Here is a 16,711-nt window from a genome sequence, read left to right on the forward strand (position 1 = left end):
AACAATCGCTTCACATCATTTTACTTTTTATAGATTAGTTAGCACCTTGACCATCAGTGCTTTTTGAGCATGAAGACGATTACCAGCTTCTTCATAAATAGCAGAATGTACACCATCGATAATGTCAGCTGCGACCTCTTCTCCCCTATGTGCAGGTAGGCAATGTAAGAATAGATAATCTTTTTTTGCCTGAGCAGCTATTTGCTCATTGACTTGAAATGATTTGAATACTTTTTCTCGTTCTTTTTGTTCTGATTCATCTCCCATACTTGCCCATACATCTGTTACTAAAACGTCAGCATTTTTCGCTGCTTGATCTGGTTCGTTCGAGATTTCAATGACACTGCCACTTACTTTTGCGTTTTCTTTGGCAAGCTTCACAAACTCTTCTTTCGGTTCATATCCTTTTGGTGTTGCGATGCTTACATCCATCCCAACCAAACTTCCGCCAATCAAAAATGAATGCGCCATATTGTTTCCATCACCGATATAGGTTAATTTGATTCCTTCTAGTTTCCCTTTTTGTTCATAAATTGTTTGAAAATCCGCAAGTATCTGGCATGGATGATGGTTGTCTGTTAGACCATTGATCACAGGAATGGATGCTTCAGCCGCTAACTCGGCCACCATCTGGTCTGAATAGGTACGAATCATGATCGCATCCACATAATTAGACATGACTTTAGCCGTATCCTTCACAGGTTCTCCCCGTCCCATTTGAGTACTCTTGGAATCTAATACGATCGCTTGCCCTCCAAGTTGAATGATTCCTGCCTCAAAAGAGACACGTGTTCGAGTACTGTTTTTTTCAAAGATCATTGCTAATATTTTCCCGGCTAGTACGCCACGATACTCTTCAGGATTTGCTTTGATTGCAACAGCTAACTCAATGATCCCCATAAATTCATCTTTTGTTAACTCAGTTAAGTTTAAAACACTTTTGCCATACATAGAATTTATCATTTATTTTTCTCCTTTTTTATGTAATCTAAACGAGCTTGTCCCTCCTTGAAAGAAAAATTAGCTGCGTCACTTTTTATTTTACTCTATTTTTCGTTATTCAGCGTTGCCCTGTAATGTCCTATTACTTAAAACCTTACTTATTATCGCTAAAGCTTGTTTGATTTCTTCTACTTCAATCGTTAATGGTGGTAAAAGTCGCAAAACATTTTGTCCAGCCTTTAAAGTCAGCAACCCTTCTGCTTCCAATAAATCCATCACTTGATTTAATGTATTGGTGTCAGAAAACTCAATACCAAGCATAAGGCCTTTACCCCGGATAGCTTTGATCACCTTATTTTTTTCTGCTATCTGTGTTAAACCAGCTGCTAACAGCTGCCCTTTTTTCTGAACTTCCAACAAAAATTCTGTCTGATTGATTCGCTCAACTACTCTAGATGCTACGCACATCGCCAACTTATTTCCGCCAAAAGTAGAGCCATGACTGCCAGGTCCAAACGCTTTCGCCAAGGTCTTCTTTCCAAGCATTGCACCAACAGGAATTCCATTCCCTAAACCTTTAGCCAGTGTAAATATATCTGGCTCGATTTGATATCCTTCATAAGCATAAAAAGTGCCCGTTCGTCCAATTCCTGTTTGAATTTCATCGATGATCAATAAAGCACCAAACTCATGGCATAGTGATTGAACCGCTTGAATCCATTCCTCATCAGCTGGTACAACACCACCTTCGCCTTGAATCAGCTCCAACATGACAGCTGCTGTTTGCTGATTGATTTCAGCCTTCAAAGGCTCCAACTCATTAAAGGGTAAATAAATAAAATCTGGTACTAACGGAGCAAATCCTTGATGAATACTATTTTGTCCAGTGGCACTCATTGCACCATACGTTCGACCATGAAAAGAATTCGTAAATGTAATTATTTTACTTTTGCCTGTTGCTTTGCGAGCTAGCTTGATTGCAGCTTCATTTGCTTCTGCCCCGCTGTTACAAAAATAGCTGATATACTCTTTCTCATTTGCTAATTTTTCAGCGACTTGTTCTTGCAATTGATTTTCATATAAATTAGGGGTATGCCATAAAAGAGTAGACTGCTCTAGCAATACTTGATTCAATTCAGGATCATTGTACCCTAAATTCATTACGCCAATACCACTAGTAAAATCAAGGTAGTTGTTCCCTGTTTGATCTGTCAGTACATTTTTAGACCCTTTGATCAATTCCAACTCTTTTCTTTGATAATTTGGAAATAAATAACTCATACAAAGACCCCCTTGGATTTAATGATGGTTCCAGCGTGTTGAATTTGATTGGTGATATGAACTTCCTTTACGCCACCTTTGATAGCTGCTACAGCACTTTCTAATTTAGGCAGCATCCCACCTTTGATAATTTTTTCTCTCTTTAGTTTAGGCACTTCACTAGTGGAGAGTTCTTTTAACCACTGATTTTCCTTTTTTACTCCTGGAACATCCGTTAGTAGATAGAGCTTTTCAGCTTGTAATTCTTCCGCAACTTTACATGCAACGTGATCAGCGTTGATGTTCAGCCATTCACCTGTTTTTGTCAAACCTAGTGGAGCAATGATTGGGATATGCTTCGTTTTAAGTAAGTGTTCTAATAATTCTGTATCCACTTGCTCGACCTCCCCAACTGCCCCTAATCTATGTTCATCAACAAATGATCCCGTAATGATTTGACCACAAGATGCATTTAGTCCTACAACTGAGAAGCCTTCCTGTTGAAAATGAGCTGTAATCATCGGTTGCACTTGACCGATCAAAACCATTTGAGTGATCTTTAATGTTTCAGCGGTAGTTACACGTAGTCCATCTTGAATCACCACAGGTACATTTAAGCGCTGCATCATTTCAGAAATATAATGTCCGCCTCCGTGAACAATAACGACTTGTTTCCCTTCTTTTTGCCAACGATCGACTTGTTCAAAAAATGCTTTTGTTAAGTTATCACTGGCTACTCCACCCAATTTTATAACAATGACCTTCTTCATGCTTGTCGCTCCCTTTATGTTTTAAACGTTCTGTTTTGTATTTTATTTGATTGTTCCTTTTTTTATGGATAAATCGGCAACTGATCTAATCCACATCGTTCATCAAATCCAGCAAAAATATTTAAATTTTGGATTGCTTGCCCTGCAGCACCTTTGCCTAAATTATCAATGACTGTAACAATCGTGACCATATTTGTCTGTGTATTATAGGCAAGTCCGATATCACAATAATTTGAACCAATCACCTGTTTAAGTACAGGATAATGCCCAACTTCTTGAACTCTTATAAAAGTATTATGCTCAAAATGTGCTTGATAGAGTTGAACCAATTCCTCGTCAGAAATCGGTTGTGTCAATTTAGCATAAGCTGTTAGAAAAATCCCTCTAGTCACTGGAATCAATGATGTTGAAAATTGAACTGCTGTAAGAGCAGGTGCCCATTTTTTCAATTGTTGCACGATTTCAGGAATATGTTGGTGGCTATTCATTTTGTACAAGGTCATATTATCATGTGTTTCTGAAAAATGAGTTGTTTGAGATAACCCTTTACCTGCACCTGAAATACCTGATTTAGCATCGATCACGATAGAATCTAAGCTTAGTTTACCTTCTTTTAGTAATGGTGCTAAAGATAACTCCGCAGCCGTAGCGTAGCACCCAGGGTTAGTGATCCATTTTGAGTGTGGCACTTCTCGATACTCTGCTAAGCCATAATCAAACTTTTGGATCAAATGCATCGGAGCTGCACTAGAGCCATACCAAGTTTCATACGCCCCAAGTTCTTTTAACCGAAAATCACCAGATAAATCAATCACAGGAAATTCAGCTTCAACGAAAGACTTTGCCAACTCTTTTGAAATACCCGACGGAGTCGCAAAAAAAACTAAATCACTTTTTTTCATTATTTCTTCTGGATCGATTTTTTCTAAAGGTAAGGTAATGAGTTGCTGTAAATGTGGATAAACTTCATCTATTGATTTTTTATTCATTGAATGACTATGGATCGAAACGACTTCGACAAGTGGATGCTGTCTAAGATAGCGTAAAAGCTCCAATCCGCTATAGCCTGTTACACCAACAATCGAGACCTTCATCAGCTTCACTTCTTTTCTTTTTTATTTTACCAAGCTATGTGTTGTTTTTCATATTATACGTTTTCCCACGAGACAAGTCAACGGTTTTTTATTAATTTATACAAACAAAATAAATATTTATGCAAAAAAAAGGAAACGGAATATTCATCATATTTTGAATAAAAATAGGTCAGTAGAAAAGCATTATTCGCTTTTCTACTGACCTTGATCAACTTTTCTTCTACTTAAAATTCCAAGAACTATACAGAAAGATAAATCACAATCGTTCCATCTTCCTTGTAATGTTCCACATCCGTCAGATAAGTACGTTTTGCTTCTATCACTTCGTCTTTCCAAATTTTTTGCCAAGCTTCACCTACACCTTCGGGGCTAGCAACGGCTACTGGGATCTCTAAATAATCACCAGCAAGAATAACTGAATTCTCAGGAAAATCTGCCTTTTCATTTCCCACTAATAAGTCATAATCTCCTTTAAAGTTGCTTTCATAGTTTGAATAAACAGCGAAGACTTCACCTTCTAAGTTCATTTTCGCAACGTTACTCCACAACGCAATAATTTCATCTAAATGGTTATTGTTCGTGCGAATTTTCTTTCCTTTAATTATTTTTTCAGTTACTCTAATTGTCATTTTATTCACTCCTCTACATTTCTAAAGGTGAGCTTATCATAAAAATAATGACAGCTGTCTGTCATCATTTAACTTAATTTTGTTTATTCATTATAAATAAAACTGTACCAGAACAATACTAATCAAAATAAGAATACCAGGCAGAAAATTAGATACTCTGATTTTGCTGATTCCCATTATATTCAACCCAATACCTAAAATCATCAAACCACCGATTGCACTTATTTCCATCATCAATACATCCAACAGTTCTTTAGGAATATAACGCATCAGAATGCTGGCAAGGAAAGCAATGATACCTTGATAAAGAAAAACGGGTACTGCAGAAAAAAGGACACCAACGCCTAATGTCGCTGTCAACATAATTGACAAAAAACCATCCATAACAGCTTTTGTAAACAACGTTTGATGATTATTCGCTACGCCACTTTCTATAGCACCAATAATTCCCATTGATCCAATCATAAAAATCAATGACGCAGTTACAAACCCTTCGGCAAAATTACTACCTGGTTTTGCGAAACGCTTTTCCAGCTTCAAGCCAAGATCGTTCATTTTGTCTTCAATCCCAAGCAGTTCTCCTAGCATTGCCCCTAAACATAAACTAATCAAAATCACAATAAATGAAGAAGTTTTAAAAGCCATTTGAACCCCTAATACCACAACGCCCAGCCCAATACCTTTCGTTACAGTATCTTTCATCTGTTCAGAGATATTACGCAAAACAGCGCCAAGTAAACTCCCAAAAATAATTGCTAATCCATTAACCAATGAACCCAATAAAATCATTTTTTTCCTCCCAAACCTTAGATATTTTCATACTTTTTCTTATTATACGATAAGAAATGCGAAAGAGATATTTTAAGCTCTAGAAAAATCTACAAGGACCAAAACATCATGATTTGTGCATAATGATTGGTTCTTATGTTTATTTTTGTTGTTCCATGCTATTTTTTCCAACCATAATCAACTATACTAATCATAGATAAGATGATAGAACCTAAAAGTGAGGAAAATAAATGACAACAATAGATATAGAAAAAGTTTTGGAGACTTGTTTATTGGCTGGAAAAATCATGTTGGAAAGCGATGCTGAGATGTATCGAGTAGAGGATACCATGAGTCGAATTGCTTTAGCTTCGGGAGATTATCGCCTAGTCAGTTACGTTACGCAAACCGGTCTTTTCGTTGGTCTAGATGGGACATCAACGATTCGCATGGTCCAAATTTTAAATCGCTCGATCAATTTAGAAAAAGTTTCCAGAATCAATCAGCTGTCCAGAGAATATGTGACTGGACGTTACACCTTGGATGAGCTTTTAGATGAACTAAAAACTTTAGAGCAAGAACGGAAATTTTTTCCTTTATGGCTAAGATTCATCAGCGCTGCTGTTGTGAGCGGAACGATCATGATTTTATTTGGTGGTGTTTGGGATGACCTGCTTTTGACCTGTTTGATCGGAGGGAGCGGTTATATTCTGTATTATTCCAGTTTAAAAGTCTTACGAATCAAATTTCTCTCCGAGTTTTTAGCTGCTTTCTTTATTGGGTGTGCGGCTCTTTTGAGCAGTAAAATCGGGTTAGGCATCAATCAGGATATGATTATTATAGGATGTGTCATGCCCTTAGTTCCTGGAGTTCAAATGACGAATGCCTTACGCGACTTGCTTGCTGGACATTATCTTTCAGGTGTTTCCAGAGGTACTGAGGCAATGATGACTGCCTCTATGATCGGCTTTGCAATTGCTTTTGTTTTTCAATTATTTTATTAGACATGATCGTTATGCATTTTTAAGAATTTGGAGGTTCTCAAATGACCACTTTACTGATTCAGTTTTCTTTTAGTTTTTTAGCATCGGCTGCATATGCTATCATTACAAATGTTCCCAGACGATCATTGATTGCCTGTGGCTTATCTGGTGCATCTGGCTGGATGTTTTATTGGTTTGTGATTCAATTAGGTGGTAACGCCGCTTTAGGCTCCTTACTGGGTGCATTAAGTGTTGCCGCAGTTAGCTTTATCTGTTCACGAAAATTAAAATTACCTGTCACTATTTTTAATATCCCCGGCATGGTTCCTTTGGTTCCAGGTGGCTTAGCCTATCAAGCGGTACGAAATTTAGTCATTGGTAATTACGAAACAGCTATTTACTCTACCGTCCAAGCCATCATGATCGCTGGAGCCATTGCTTTAGGCCTCGTTTTATCAGAGGTCTTAAATCATAACATCAGAAACTTTAGAGAAAAGCGTGAAATCGTTAGTTTGATTAGAAAGAAACAGGAAAAGTAATCATAAATTTTAACTAAAATAGTCAAGAGGTGAGTTGATGAGTGTAATCACTTTTCTTTCAAGAACTAACTTAAGAAAGGAACAGAAACATGATTAAAAAAATCGATGTCTTAACATCATTTGAATTAGATGAAATAGTACAAATTTGGCTAACAGCCAATTGTGAGGCCCATCCTTTTATCCCAGAAAGCTATTGGCAAAAAAACGTTGAATTTGTAAAAGAAGAATTACCCAAAGCCGATCTCTATATTTATTGTGAGAAAAACAAAATAATTGGCTTTTTGGGCATGAATGATACTTATATCGCTGGAATTTTTGTCCTGAATGGCTATCGAAATCTAGGAATCGGTCAAAAGCTTTTAGACGAAGCAAAACAGGTCCATGACGAGTTGACCCTTTCTGTTTACGCTAAAAATCAGAAGGCTGTAAATTTTTATAAAAAACAAGGATTTCAACAAATCAATCAACAAACCGATAATACTGGCGAGATAGAATATCAGCTTCTTTGGAAAAAATAATAAAAGTACCAGCCGTTTTTTTCGGCTGGTACTTTTTTATTAAAACGAGCGATACACATATTGATTCTTCGGTTCTTCCACTTGTTTGACTTTTGTAACATCAACTGCTGGAATCTCCCGTTTAAAAGGTGTATAGTACTCAGAACGAATTGTCCCTGTTAACTCCACCCAGTCATTGTTGCTGAATGTTTGACCTTCAGGCATATTCGTCAACAATCCAAACACTCCAGAATCTGCCACACAATGAATGATTCCAAATCGGAAAACAAATGTTCCTGGTTGTTCCTTTCGTTTAGAATTAAAGATAAACCCCTTATAAGAAATGGTCTTACCAGCAAATTCACTAGGATAGTTATAAATCAATTCCATCACTTCTAAATAATTTTCATCGGTGATCGTCACGTGATTGTCTTTTACATATTTTTTCAACGCTTGTTTCATTTGTTCATTGTAATCCGTTTTGTCAAAATAAATACTTGTATCTGGTTTTAAGAATTGAGTCTCTACATCGGGATCACCCACAGACTCTTTACTTAACGGAAAGTTAAAGCCTTTCGCTTCAACGATCGACGTATCCAAACTAATCGTCGGAAACATAAAGCCTACAACTAATGGCAACGCTAATAATAAATACGCAATCCCACGTTGATACGGTTTGGTCAAACCATGATCATGTCCTTCCTGGTTATGATGATTTTCAGACTTTTTATCCTCTTCTTTGTTCCAAAGAATCAGCTGAACAATCGCTAACACAAAAGAAAGTGCCATCGACAAAATCGCCAAATAGCTGTAATGAACATTTATATATTGATTCAGTCTGCCAGATACCTGCAAATACATCATCAACATTGTATAGCCAATCAAAATCAAAAAACGAATCATCTACTCTTCCCTCCTTAAATAGCTAGTGCATAAAGACTAACAACAACTGTCACGATTCCAACAAATTTCAACATAAATGATGTTTTAAAATAACGTTTCATCATCAATAAATTCTTGATATCCACCATTGGTCCAAAAACAAGAAACCCGACAATCGGTCCACTGCCAAATAAGCTCAATAATGAAGAACCAATAAATGCATCGGCTTCTGAACATAATGACAACGTCGCTGCTAATATAAGCATCACTAAAATCGCTAAAATTTTGGTATGACCTAATTGTAAAATAGCACCTGTTGGCAAATAAGTCTGCATAGCAGCAGCTAACAAGGAACCAAAAATCAAATAGCGACCTGAATCAAAAAACTCATCGATGCCATGCGTCAATACAGACCACCCTTTATGCCAAGCTGTTTCTTTCTCATGATGATGAGCTTCTATTTGGCATGCCTGATCGAGTTCTGTTTGAGTTAGAATCGGTTCTTTGTTAATATAAGCCAACCAAACACCGACGACCAAGGCTACTAACATACTCCCAACAACCCGCCAAACAACAAATTTTATTGAATTACTAAAAGCGATGTAAGTAGAAAATAGTACAATGGGATTAATGATCGGAGCTGTAATCATAAAGGCAAACGCCGTATAAGTGGGAACTTCCTTTTTAACAAACTGATGAACAATCGGCACAATACCGCATTCACAAGATGGAAAAAAGAACCCTAGCAAACTTCCGACAACAATCGATAAAAATTTATTTTTTGGCAGTATTTTTTTGACTCTCTCTGGTGTTAAAAACACTTGTAAAGCACCTGAGATCACGCAACCAAGCATCACAAACGGTAAAGCTTCGATCACGATAGACAAGAAAATAGTACCCATTTGTAAAACTGAATGGGGTAAAAACTGAAACATCTAATTCCTCCTACTGCTAAAAATAACACCAGTAATCGCATATGGTACGGATACTTTTTTAACATTCAAAAATATAATTAACTATACTGCACCTCTAACAAAAATACAAGATAAGCTCGAATATATTAAAACATCTATAAGATTTTCATTTCATAACAAAAAGAGTAAACCAAAACGAAAAAAGACTGTTGGTTTACTCTTAATTGGTCAAATCGCAAATAATTCTGATGCTGATTCAGGATCTGTATCGTAGACGTTAAAATCAAAATTAACCCCTAGCCCTTTTTCAGCTAAAATCGATTCCATCGCCATTCTAGCATGTTCTTTGGTATTATTTTCCTTACTTAAATGCCCTAAATAAATCCGTTTCGTATGATCCCCGATCACATCAGCCATCGTCAAAGCCCCATCATCATTTGATAAGTGACCTTTGTCTCCTAAAATTCTCTGTTTTAAGCTCCAAGGATACGGACCCATCCGTAAAATCTCTAATTCATGATTGCTTTCAATTAAATAAGCATCTGCATCTTTGATTATACCGCGTACGTGGTCACTGCAATATCCTGTATCTGTCAGCATGACAAACGAACGGTTATCCTTAAAGAAACGGTAGAATTGCGGAGCTGCTGCATCATGGGAAACACCAAAACTTTCGATATCCATATCACCAAACGTTAACACTTTTCCCATATCAAAGACATGCTTTTGCTCAAGCGCAACATTTCCGATCAATGGATCCATTGCTGCCCACGTTTTTTCATTCGCATAGACGTCTAATTTATATTTTCTAGCAAGGACACCGACACCATGAATATGATCACGATGTTCATGTGTTACTAAAATAGCATCCAAGTCTTCTGGTTTACGGCCGACTTCTGCTAGTAATGAAGTGATTTTTTTCCCACTCAAGCCTGCATCAATAAGCAGCTTCTTCTTCTCTGTTTCAATAAAAAGGGAATTACCGGTACTGCCGCTGGCAAGAATGCTGATGTTAAAAGCTTTTTCTTGACTCATTTTTTCTATTCGCTTCCCTTCTTTAGTCTACAGCTAATTATTATACAACCATCACTACTGATTTTCCACCTTTGGCACAGTATTATTTGTAATAATCGTATTGCTCATGGCATTCACCTGTTCTATCTGTAAATTACTACCACTAGACTTGATTCCAACAAACCATACAGGTACATACACATTTTTCTCACGAATTTTATAAATTCTTGTATAAGCTAGCTCTCTAAACGTAATCTTCGCGTTGCTAGGAATCTTATTATTGATATACAACGTTTCAATAGCATCACGTTCAGAAGATAAATCCATCTTATCCCTCAACTCTTCGATTCCTTGAATATGAGTTTGTGTATACTTATAAATTTTGTGTAGGCCATCTGACTCATCTGACTTTTCCAACTTTAATGAAATTTGAGCCGTATCATCTTTAAAAGGAATATTTTTATAACTTTGAGAAACAATGACTTCTGGAAATTCACCATCTAATGTAGAAAATTCAGGTAAATAAAGGTACTGATTGCCAAACAAAACGCTATCTTTATCGTTTAAAAATGCTTCTAAAGACTTTTTAACATTCTTCTCATCAATAAAGTAACTCGTTTGAGTGTAATTCATTTGAGGATACGCAGTTAATGAATTATCGATCAGTTCGATTCCATTTTTAAAAAAATTACGGTCTCTCGTTTCTCGTTCATTTTGAATTGCATCATAAAAGTTCGTTTGTTCACCACTCAAATAATATCCTTCTTTTTTTCCACCAGAAAGTACACCTTTATACGAAATGCCATCCTTTCCCAACCTCTTTTCAATACTGTCTGTCTGCTCAGAAAAAGAAACATTGCTCTCTTCTTTTACCCCTTCTTGATAAATACCAAAAAGAAACAGATTTAAGCCTAAAAAGGCAAGGAAAAAAATCCACTCAATTCGTTTAAAGTCCATTATTCCACCTCCAAATTCGCCAATTGTTCCACTAATTCGCGCTCTGGATACCATTTATTATCATAGCGAATATACCATTCTGGAGTCAGGTCGACTACTTGGGTTATTTCCTCGATTTTATGCCAAGTATAACCGATCATCATTGAATTGATTTTTTCAGTATCTACGCCATTTGCTATCAACTGCTCTAATAAGTTTTCTGTACTTTTCAAGGTAACTTCTTCTTCTGATGGAATCGGCACTTGAATCGTATCCACGCTTGTTTCGATGACCACACTTGATTTTTCGGCTTTATCATTGCCGATCGTAATCCGAACTTGACCTTTATCATTCTCACTAAAGACTGGAAATCCCTCTACGAATGTTCGATAATTGATCTCTGCCTCTGTTCGATCAAAATAACGAATATTCCCCATATTTGTTCCTAGTTTTTTTATATACTTGAAACTATCAGAGTAAATATTATCTTTGACTGTTCTAGCCTCTAAATCGCCATTAAAGTGGATTGTTCCTAGTTTTTCATCTGCAGTTAGCCGTTCACTACCGCTTGTATAAGATAAATCCTTGCTATCTTCGTTTGTTTGAATATCGTCTGTATTCGAGAAAAAAGCATTTCGAAACTTCGTCACTGGTTGAGAGGCTAAAATATAACTATATTTTTTCATTTTTAGATCTTCTGACAAGTAATAATGTTTCCCATCAAGTGCTTGTTGCTCAGAAATTTGGTTATATTGCACACCAACTTTATTCATTAAATTCAAGACTTTTTCGTTGTTTATAGTAATTGGTGCTTCGTAAACATCTTTACGGTTAAAATCTAAAAAACGAATTTTGTTTTGTGCTAGATCGACCTGAATACAAGTAAAATAAATTTCATCAGCATCGATATCTGTTAGATTTAACTCTAAATTATAGATGGACACATATTCTCTTAATAGAAATGGTCCTTCATAAAGTAATTCAAAACCTTGCCCCATTGCCAGGTAGTTTTCAAATTGTTCTAAGTCTCCACTAACAGTTTGAGCAATTTTCCCAAACGAACTGTGCTTGATTTCATTTTGGATATTCGTGATCAAGTTCTCACTAGTATTCATTTCTGATTTTCCATCTTGCATACGAACTAAACGCAACGGTAAAAATACGTCTGTGTCTATCCGCTCATTGACAACTGCACTTGTCAATTGAGAATCATTTTTTATCGGCTGTTCTTTTTTTGCAGAACTGATCCAAATACTAAAAGAAAAGTACAAACTTAGGAGTACTAACAAAACCAAACCGATTCTTACGATTTTTTCTGTTATTTTCATTCCCACCAGTCCTCCTCATAAGGTTCATAAGGCAAGGAGATATAAAAGGTAGACCCTTGACCTTCCTGACTTTCCACCCAAATCGCCCCATTATGAGCCTTAACCACTTCTCTTGAAATCGCCAAACCAAGACCTGTTCCACCCTGCTCTCTCGCACGGGCTTTGTCTACACGATAGAAACGTTCAAAGACTTTATTGACATCTTTTTTGGGGATACCTAGACCTTGATCAGTTACACTAAACACAACATTATTATGTGTTTCAAGCAAACGACAGGTGATTTCTCCGCCATCGGGTGAGTATTTGATAGCATTATTTAAAATATTATCCAATACTTGAATCACTTTATCTGTATCTAACTCCACCCAAAGATCCCGTTTTGTAAACTCACGATGGATCGTATAGTTTTTATCATTCGCTTCAACCATCATATCAAAACGATCTAAAACGAAATTAATCAATTCATTAAAATTGACGTATTCTAATTGTAATTCTCCGTTGCCAGAATCCATTCTTGAAAGATTCAATAAATCATTGATCATGCGGATCATGCGGTCTGTTTCTTCTAGCGTAACTTTTAAGAAATTAGGGGCAATTTCTGGATTTTCCCAAGCTCCTTCACTTAAAGCTTCAATATAACTTCTCATACTAGTTAAAGGTGTCCGCAATTCATGAGAAACATTAGAAACAAACTCTCGACGCTCCCGTTCATTCTTTTCTTGCTCCGTTACGTCATGTAACACACAAACAAGTCCAGTAATAAATCCAGATTCTCGACGAATCATTGCAAAATCAACACGAATGATCATTTGATCTTCTTCCCTTGAAGACAAAGAACGATCGATCAAAATTTCTTCTGGTTCTTCTAATAATTTCCTCAATGTATAATCCGTTTCAATATCTAATAATTCTAGTAAAGAAGAACCGATCACATCTTCATCCTTCACATTCAATAAAGAAAGCGCCATTTCATTGATCGTAATGACCTTCCCTCGTCTATCTGTTGCAATAACACCGTCAGTCATATGTGCTAGCACGCTATCTAAACGATTCCGCTCTGCTTCCATCGTTTCTTGTGCTTCTTCAATTCGTTCAGAGAGTTGATTGAACGTTTCTGCTAGCTGACCTAATTCATCTTTTCCATAAACTTTTACTTTTCCAGTGTAATCACCTTTAGCAATTCGTAAGGCTTGTTCCCGCATCTCACCGATCGGCTGAGTAATCGATCTAGCAATCAAAAGAGTCACAATGATTGAAATCGCTCCAGCTATAATAGATGCCGTAAAGAAGATACGAGCTGTGTCTGTGATCTCCTGGTACTTGCCTTCGGTATTACTTTTAACATAAAGAACCCCGATGACAGTGTCGCCAGTCGGGGATTGAATAGGCTGAACATTGATATATACACGATTCTCATTATCCATCGCAGGATATTTTTTGGCACTAAAATCGTTCAAGTCACGATAATCATTTTTCTTTCCAACGATTCCTTGTCGATTTAAATCGCTTGTTGCCCTTACGATTCCTTTATCATCAACAACGCGAGCTTCGATCGTTTCCGATCCAGAGAAATCACTCAAGGTCTTTTTCAAATCGGCGTCGACCTCTGTTCGCTCTCGATCTTTTTCACCTAATTTTGCACTAAGTGTGCTTGCCAACTGAGTCACTTGTCGATCAACATTTTGCTTATAATCATTGATCGTTGTCGATTCCAGCTCACGGATAAAATAGCCACCGATAATTTGAATCGCAATCAATAGTAACAAAATAAATGATAATGCAATCTTAAAATTTACCGATTGAAAAAAGTGAACTTTTTTCTTCATAAATCACTACTCCTGTTCAGGGTTTCGAAGATAATAGCCGACACCACGACGAGTGACTAAGTAAGTCGGATGACTTGGGCTATCTTCGATCTTCTCTCTTAAACGACGTACAGTCACGTCAACCGTACGAACATCTCCAAAATAATCATAACCCCAAACCGTTTGAAGTAAATGTTCGCGCGTCATCACTTGTCCGATATGTTTCGCTAAATAATAAAGCAATTCAAATTCACGATGAGTCAATTCGATTTTACTGCCTCGTTTTGATACCATATAAGCATCAGGATGAATCGTTAAGTCTCCTATAGAAAGTTCTGATTGTGTTGTTGATTCTGCTTCTTTAGCACTTGTAGCGCCACGACGCAAGTTCGCTTTGACACGGGCAACAAGTTCACGATTAGAAAACGGTTTGGTCACATAATCATCTGCCCCTAATTCTAATCCTAAAACCTTATCGATCTCAGAATCTTTGGCCGTCACCATAATGATCGGCATATCATAGGTTTTGCGAACTTCTCTGGCAACTTCCAGACCATCCATTTTTGGTAACATCAAATCTAAGATAATTAAATCTGGTTCTACTTCTTTCACTTTTTCAACAGCTTCTTCACCATCGTAAGCCGTGAAAACTTCATATCCTTCTTTTGTAAGGTTGTACTTCACAATTTCTGAAATCGGCTTTTCATCATCTACAACTAATATTTTTTTCATATAAGAGGCACCTCTTTTTTCTTTTGTCTTTTCATAGTCTAAACATATTCTCCCTCATTATACCTTATTTTGTCCACTGTTTCATCTTTGATAAAAGAGTCCTTACTCTTTCTTATCTATATCTTGCAAAAAAAAAGGTTTTCTGACTATAATTAGGAATAAGTTTTTTTAAAGGAAGCGATAAAATGAAAGCACCAAGATTACAAGCTGGTGATGAAATTCGAGTCATTGCGCCATCCAGCAGTTTTTCACGTTTAACAGATTTAGGAATTAAATCCGCTGAAAAAAAATTAACAGATTTAGGTTTTCACGTCACCTTTTCTGAACATAAAAATGAACAAGATGTGTTAGGCTCTTCTTCGATCATGAGTCGAGTCAAAGATTTGCATGAAGCTTTTTCAGATGACAACGTCAAAGGGATTCTAACGGCCATCGGCGGATTCAACAGCAACGAACTACTGCCTTACCTTGATTTTGAATTGATCAAACGCCACCCTAAAATTTTTTGCGGCTACAGTGATATTACAGCTTTATGTAATGCAATCACAGCTAAAACAAAGTTACTCACCTATGTGGGTCCCCATTTTTCCAGTTTCCAAATGGATGAGCTACAGGACTATCAAACCGAAACATTTTTACACGCAACAACAGATGAAAAAGCTTTTCATGTGACGGCTTCTGAGTCTTGGAGCCAAGACGAATGGTATTTACCCGAGCCTAAGCGAGTATTACATGCGAATAACTGGAAAGTCTATAGTCATTCGAAATCCGTTACCGGAAGATGTTACGGTGGGAATTTAGGTACGTTCCAACTACTGTTTGGTACACGCTTTTTACCAGACCTTGAACGCTCTATTTTATTTGTTGAAAATGCTGAAGAAGATGACTATCATGATTTCGCTCGTGGTTTAGCTGCTTTGCTGCAAGTCGTAAGACATCCTCAGGCCTTATTGATCGGACGTTTTCCAAAAGAAACAGAAATGACTGAAGAACGACTATTAGCTATTTTAGCAAAATATCCTTTATTACGAGAAATTCCTGTGATTTATGATATGAACTTCGGTCATACGCAGCCGATTTTTACGATTCCGATTGGTGATCAAGCGACTGTCGATACTTCACAGAAAAAAATCACCTTTTTTTAAACAGAAAGCCTCTAATAGAGACTTCACAAATAAGTGAAGCAAACATTAGAGACTTTCTTTTTTATATTCTTTTTCCAATTGTTCGTACAATGTAATTTTATTATCCAGTAATTCTAAATGACTTTTGGCTTTTTCATATTCAGCTATAATATTTATTCGATGGTTTAATAATAAATTTTTACGTTGAGTAATCGTTGAATCACCAAGGTTTCTCAGTTGGGTATATCGTTTGATTTCTTTTAAGGAGATACCCGTCTTTTTTAATTTATTCACGAATTTCGCCCAATCAAGATCTTCCTCTCCATAAACACGATAATTATGTTCATCTCTAGATGGTTTAATCAATCCCTCTTTTTCATAATAGCGCAGCGTATGTTCGCTGATGTCAATCTTTTTTGCAAATTCACTAATCGTGTAAATTTTTTCCACATCCTTTTTATATTTCTCCTTGCGTTAGAGTAAACTCTAAACCT

The 16,711-nt window shown here is 36.6% G+C and carries 18 protein-coding genes; 4 read left to right on the plus strand and 14 right to left on the minus strand.

Going from position 1 to position 16,711, the window contains the following annotated elements:
- Positions 1-27 precede the first annotated feature (27 nt).
- The 6 genes from argF to A5821_RS05190 form a co-directional block, all read right to left on the minus strand.
- Positions 28-963, minus strand: a complete 936-nt coding sequence (gene argF / locus A5821_RS05165) for an ornithine carbamoyltransferase (protein ID WP_086313522.1) — start codon at positions 961-963, stop codon at positions 28-30.
- A gap of 93 nt (positions 964-1,056) precedes the next feature.
- Positions 1,057-2,223, minus strand: coding sequence for an acetylornithine transaminase (locus A5821_RS05170; RefSeq protein ID WP_086313523.1), 1,167 nt, complete (start codon positions 2,221-2,223; stop codon positions 1,057-1,059).
- Positions 2,220-2,972, minus strand: coding sequence for an acetylglutamate kinase (gene argB / locus A5821_RS05175; RefSeq protein WP_086313524.1), 753 nt, complete (start codon positions 2,970-2,972; stop codon positions 2,220-2,222). Before argB ends, A5821_RS05170 begins: the two co-directional genes overlap by 4 nt.
- Before the next feature lie 62 nt (positions 2,973-3,034).
- Entirely contained in the window at positions 3,035-4,066 is a 1,032-nt protein-coding gene (gene argC, locus A5821_RS05180; RefSeq protein ID WP_086313525.1) for an N-acetyl-gamma-glutamyl-phosphate reductase, read from the minus strand.
- Positions 4,067-4,305: 239 nt separating this feature from the next.
- The gene (locus A5821_RS05185) at positions 4,306-4,695 is read right to left on the minus strand and encodes a GyrI-like domain-containing protein (RefSeq protein WP_086313526.1); all 390 of its coding nucleotides are present in this window, start codon (positions 4,693-4,695) and stop codon (positions 4,306-4,308) included.
- A gap of 90 nt (positions 4,696-4,785) precedes the next feature.
- Positions 4,786-5,484: a DUF554 domain-containing protein gene (locus A5821_RS05190; protein ID WP_086313527.1), complete on the minus strand. Its 699-nt coding sequence runs from the start codon at positions 5,482-5,484 to the stop codon at positions 4,786-4,788.
- Between the two features lie 230 nt (positions 5,485-5,714).
- On the opposite strand from A5821_RS05190, the gene A5821_RS05195 reads away from it, so the two are divergent.
- The 3 genes from A5821_RS05195 to A5821_RS05205 all read left to right on the plus strand — a co-directional run bounded on the left by A5821_RS05195 (position 5,715) and on the right by A5821_RS05205 (position 7,503).
- Positions 5,715-6,467, plus strand: a complete 753-nt coding sequence (locus A5821_RS05195) for a threonine/serine exporter family protein (protein ID WP_086313528.1) — start codon at positions 5,715-5,717, stop codon at positions 6,465-6,467.
- A gap of 41 nt (positions 6,468-6,508) precedes the next feature.
- The gene (locus A5821_RS05200; protein ID WP_086313529.1) at positions 6,509-6,985 is read left to right on the plus strand and encodes a threonine/serine exporter family protein; all 477 of its coding nucleotides are present in this window, start codon (positions 6,509-6,511) and stop codon (positions 6,983-6,985) included.
- An 89-nt stretch (positions 6,986-7,074) separates the two neighbouring features.
- A complete protein-coding gene (locus A5821_RS05205) occupies positions 7,075-7,503 on the plus strand; it encodes a GNAT family N-acetyltransferase (protein ID WP_086313530.1) in 429 nt (142 codons plus the stop codon).
- 39 nt (positions 7,504-7,542) lie between these two features.
- On the opposite strand, the gene A5821_RS05210 is transcribed toward A5821_RS05205, so the two are convergent.
- The 7 genes from A5821_RS05210 to yycF form a co-directional block, all read right to left on the minus strand.
- Positions 7,543-8,385 carry a TIGR03943 family putative permease subunit gene (locus tag A5821_RS05210; protein WP_086313531.1) on the minus strand — a complete coding sequence of 281 codons (843 nt, stop codon included), beginning with the start codon at positions 8,383-8,385 and terminating at the stop codon, positions 7,543-7,545.
- Between the two features lie 14 nt (positions 8,386-8,399).
- Positions 8,400-9,299, minus strand: a complete 900-nt coding sequence (locus tag A5821_RS05215) for a permease (RefSeq protein ID WP_086313532.1) — start codon at positions 9,297-9,299, stop codon at positions 8,400-8,402.
- Between the two features lie 207 nt (positions 9,300-9,506).
- Positions 9,507-10,313 carry an MBL fold metallo-hydrolase gene (locus A5821_RS05220; RefSeq protein WP_086313533.1) on the minus strand — a complete coding sequence of 269 codons (807 nt, stop codon included), beginning with the start codon at positions 10,311-10,313 and terminating at the stop codon, positions 9,507-9,509.
- A 54-nt stretch (positions 10,314-10,367) separates the two neighbouring features.
- Positions 10,368-11,249 (minus strand): two-component system regulatory protein YycI, encoded by an 882-nt coding sequence (locus A5821_RS05225; RefSeq protein WP_086313534.1) that lies wholly within the window; start codon positions 11,247-11,249, stop codon positions 10,368-10,370.
- Complete coding sequence (locus tag A5821_RS05230; protein WP_086313535.1) at positions 11,249-12,556, minus strand: YycH family regulatory protein; 1,308 nt, start codon at positions 12,554-12,556, stop codon at positions 11,249-11,251. Before A5821_RS05230 ends, A5821_RS05225 begins: the two co-directional genes overlap by 1 nt.
- Complete coding sequence (walK, locus tag A5821_RS05235; RefSeq protein ID WP_086313536.1) at positions 12,553-14,382, minus strand: cell wall metabolism sensor histidine kinase WalK; 1,830 nt, start codon at positions 14,380-14,382, stop codon at positions 12,553-12,555. The genes A5821_RS05230 and walK overlap by 4 nt, the downstream gene beginning before the upstream one ends.
- Positions 14,383-14,388: 6 nt before the next feature.
- The gene (gene yycF / locus A5821_RS05240) at positions 14,389-15,093 is read right to left on the minus strand and encodes a response regulator YycF (RefSeq protein WP_086313537.1); all 705 of its coding nucleotides are present in this window, start codon (positions 15,091-15,093) and stop codon (positions 14,389-14,391) included.
- A 185-nt stretch (positions 15,094-15,278) separates the two neighbouring features.
- Here yycF and A5821_RS05245 point away from each other — a divergent pair, with 185 nt between their 5' ends.
- The gene (locus A5821_RS05245; RefSeq protein WP_086313538.1) at positions 15,279-16,238 is read left to right on the plus strand and encodes a S66 family peptidase; all 960 of its coding nucleotides are present in this window, start codon (positions 15,279-15,281) and stop codon (positions 16,236-16,238) included.
- A gap of 45 nt (positions 16,239-16,283) precedes the next feature.
- On the opposite strand, the gene A5821_RS05250 is transcribed toward A5821_RS05245, so the two are convergent.
- Positions 16,284-16,667 carry a MerR family transcriptional regulator gene (locus A5821_RS05250; protein ID WP_249921828.1) on the minus strand — a complete coding sequence of 128 codons (384 nt, stop codon included), beginning with the start codon at positions 16,665-16,667 and terminating at the stop codon, positions 16,284-16,286.
- Positions 16,668-16,711: the final 44 nt, after the last annotated feature.

This window comes from Enterococcus sp. 7F3_DIV0205 (assembly GCF_002141365.2).
In the GTDB taxonomy this organism is placed as follows: Bacteria; Bacillota; Bacilli; order Lactobacillales; family Enterococcaceae; genus Enterococcus_L; species Enterococcus_L palustris.

What these genes read in the sequence shown, in the direction of transcription:
- A5821_RS05220 (WP_086313533.1), bottom strand. Translation starts at nt 10,313, where the DNA reads ATGAGTCAAGAAAAAGCTTTTAACATCAGCATTCTTGCCAGCGGCAGT.
- A5821_RS05205 (WP_086313530.1), top strand. Translation starts at nt 7,075, where the DNA reads ATGATTAAAAAAATCGATGTCTTAACATCATTTGAATTAGATGAAATA.
- A5821_RS05200 (WP_086313529.1), top strand. Translation starts at nt 6,509, where the DNA reads ATGACCACTTTACTGATTCAGTTTTCTTTTAGTTTTTTAGCATCGGCT.
- A5821_RS05230 (WP_086313535.1), bottom strand. Translation starts at nt 12,556, where the DNA reads ATGAAAATAACAGAAAAAATCGTAAGAATCGGTTTGGTTTTGTTAGTA.
- A5821_RS05225 (WP_086313534.1), bottom strand. Translation starts at nt 11,249, where the DNA reads ATGGACTTTAAACGAATTGAGTGGATTTTTTTCCTTGCCTTTTTAGGC.
- A5821_RS05170 (WP_086313523.1), bottom strand. Translation starts at nt 2,223, where the DNA reads ATGAGTTATTTATTTCCAAATTATCAAAGAAAAGAGTTGGAATTGATC.
- argB (WP_086313524.1), bottom strand. Translation starts at nt 2,972, where the DNA reads ATGAAGAAGGTCATTGTTATAAAATTGGGTGGAGTAGCCAGTGATAAC.
- argC (WP_086313525.1), bottom strand. Translation starts at nt 4,066, where the DNA reads ATGAAGGTCTCGATTGTTGGTGTAACAGGCTATAGCGGATTGGAGCTT.
- argF (WP_086313522.1), bottom strand. Translation starts at nt 963, where the DNA reads ATGATAAATTCTATGTATGGCAAAAGTGTTTTAAACTTAACTGAGTTA.
- yycF (WP_086313537.1), bottom strand. Translation starts at nt 15,093, where the DNA reads ATGAAAAAAATATTAGTTGTAGATGATGAAAAGCCGATTTCAGAAATT.
- A5821_RS05185 (WP_086313526.1), bottom strand. Translation starts at nt 4,695, where the DNA reads ATGACAATTAGAGTAACTGAAAAAATAATTAAAGGAAAGAAAATTCGC.
- A5821_RS05190 (WP_086313527.1), bottom strand. Translation starts at nt 5,484, where the DNA reads ATGATTTTATTGGGTTCATTGGTTAATGGATTAGCAATTATTTTTGGG.
- A5821_RS05215 (WP_086313532.1), bottom strand. Translation starts at nt 9,299, where the DNA reads ATGTTTCAGTTTTTACCCCATTCAGTTTTACAAATGGGTACTATTTTC.
- A5821_RS05195 (WP_086313528.1), top strand. Translation starts at nt 5,715, where the DNA reads ATGACAACAATAGATATAGAAAAAGTTTTGGAGACTTGTTTATTGGCT.
- walK (WP_086313536.1), bottom strand. Translation starts at nt 14,382, where the DNA reads ATGAAGAAAAAAGTTCACTTTTTTCAATCGGTAAATTTTAAGATTGCA.
- A5821_RS05245 (WP_086313538.1), top strand. Translation starts at nt 15,279, where the DNA reads ATGAAAGCACCAAGATTACAAGCTGGTGATGAAATTCGAGTCATTGCG.
- A5821_RS05210 (WP_086313531.1), bottom strand. Translation starts at nt 8,385, where the DNA reads ATGATTCGTTTTTTGATTTTGATTGGCTATACAATGTTGATGATGTAT.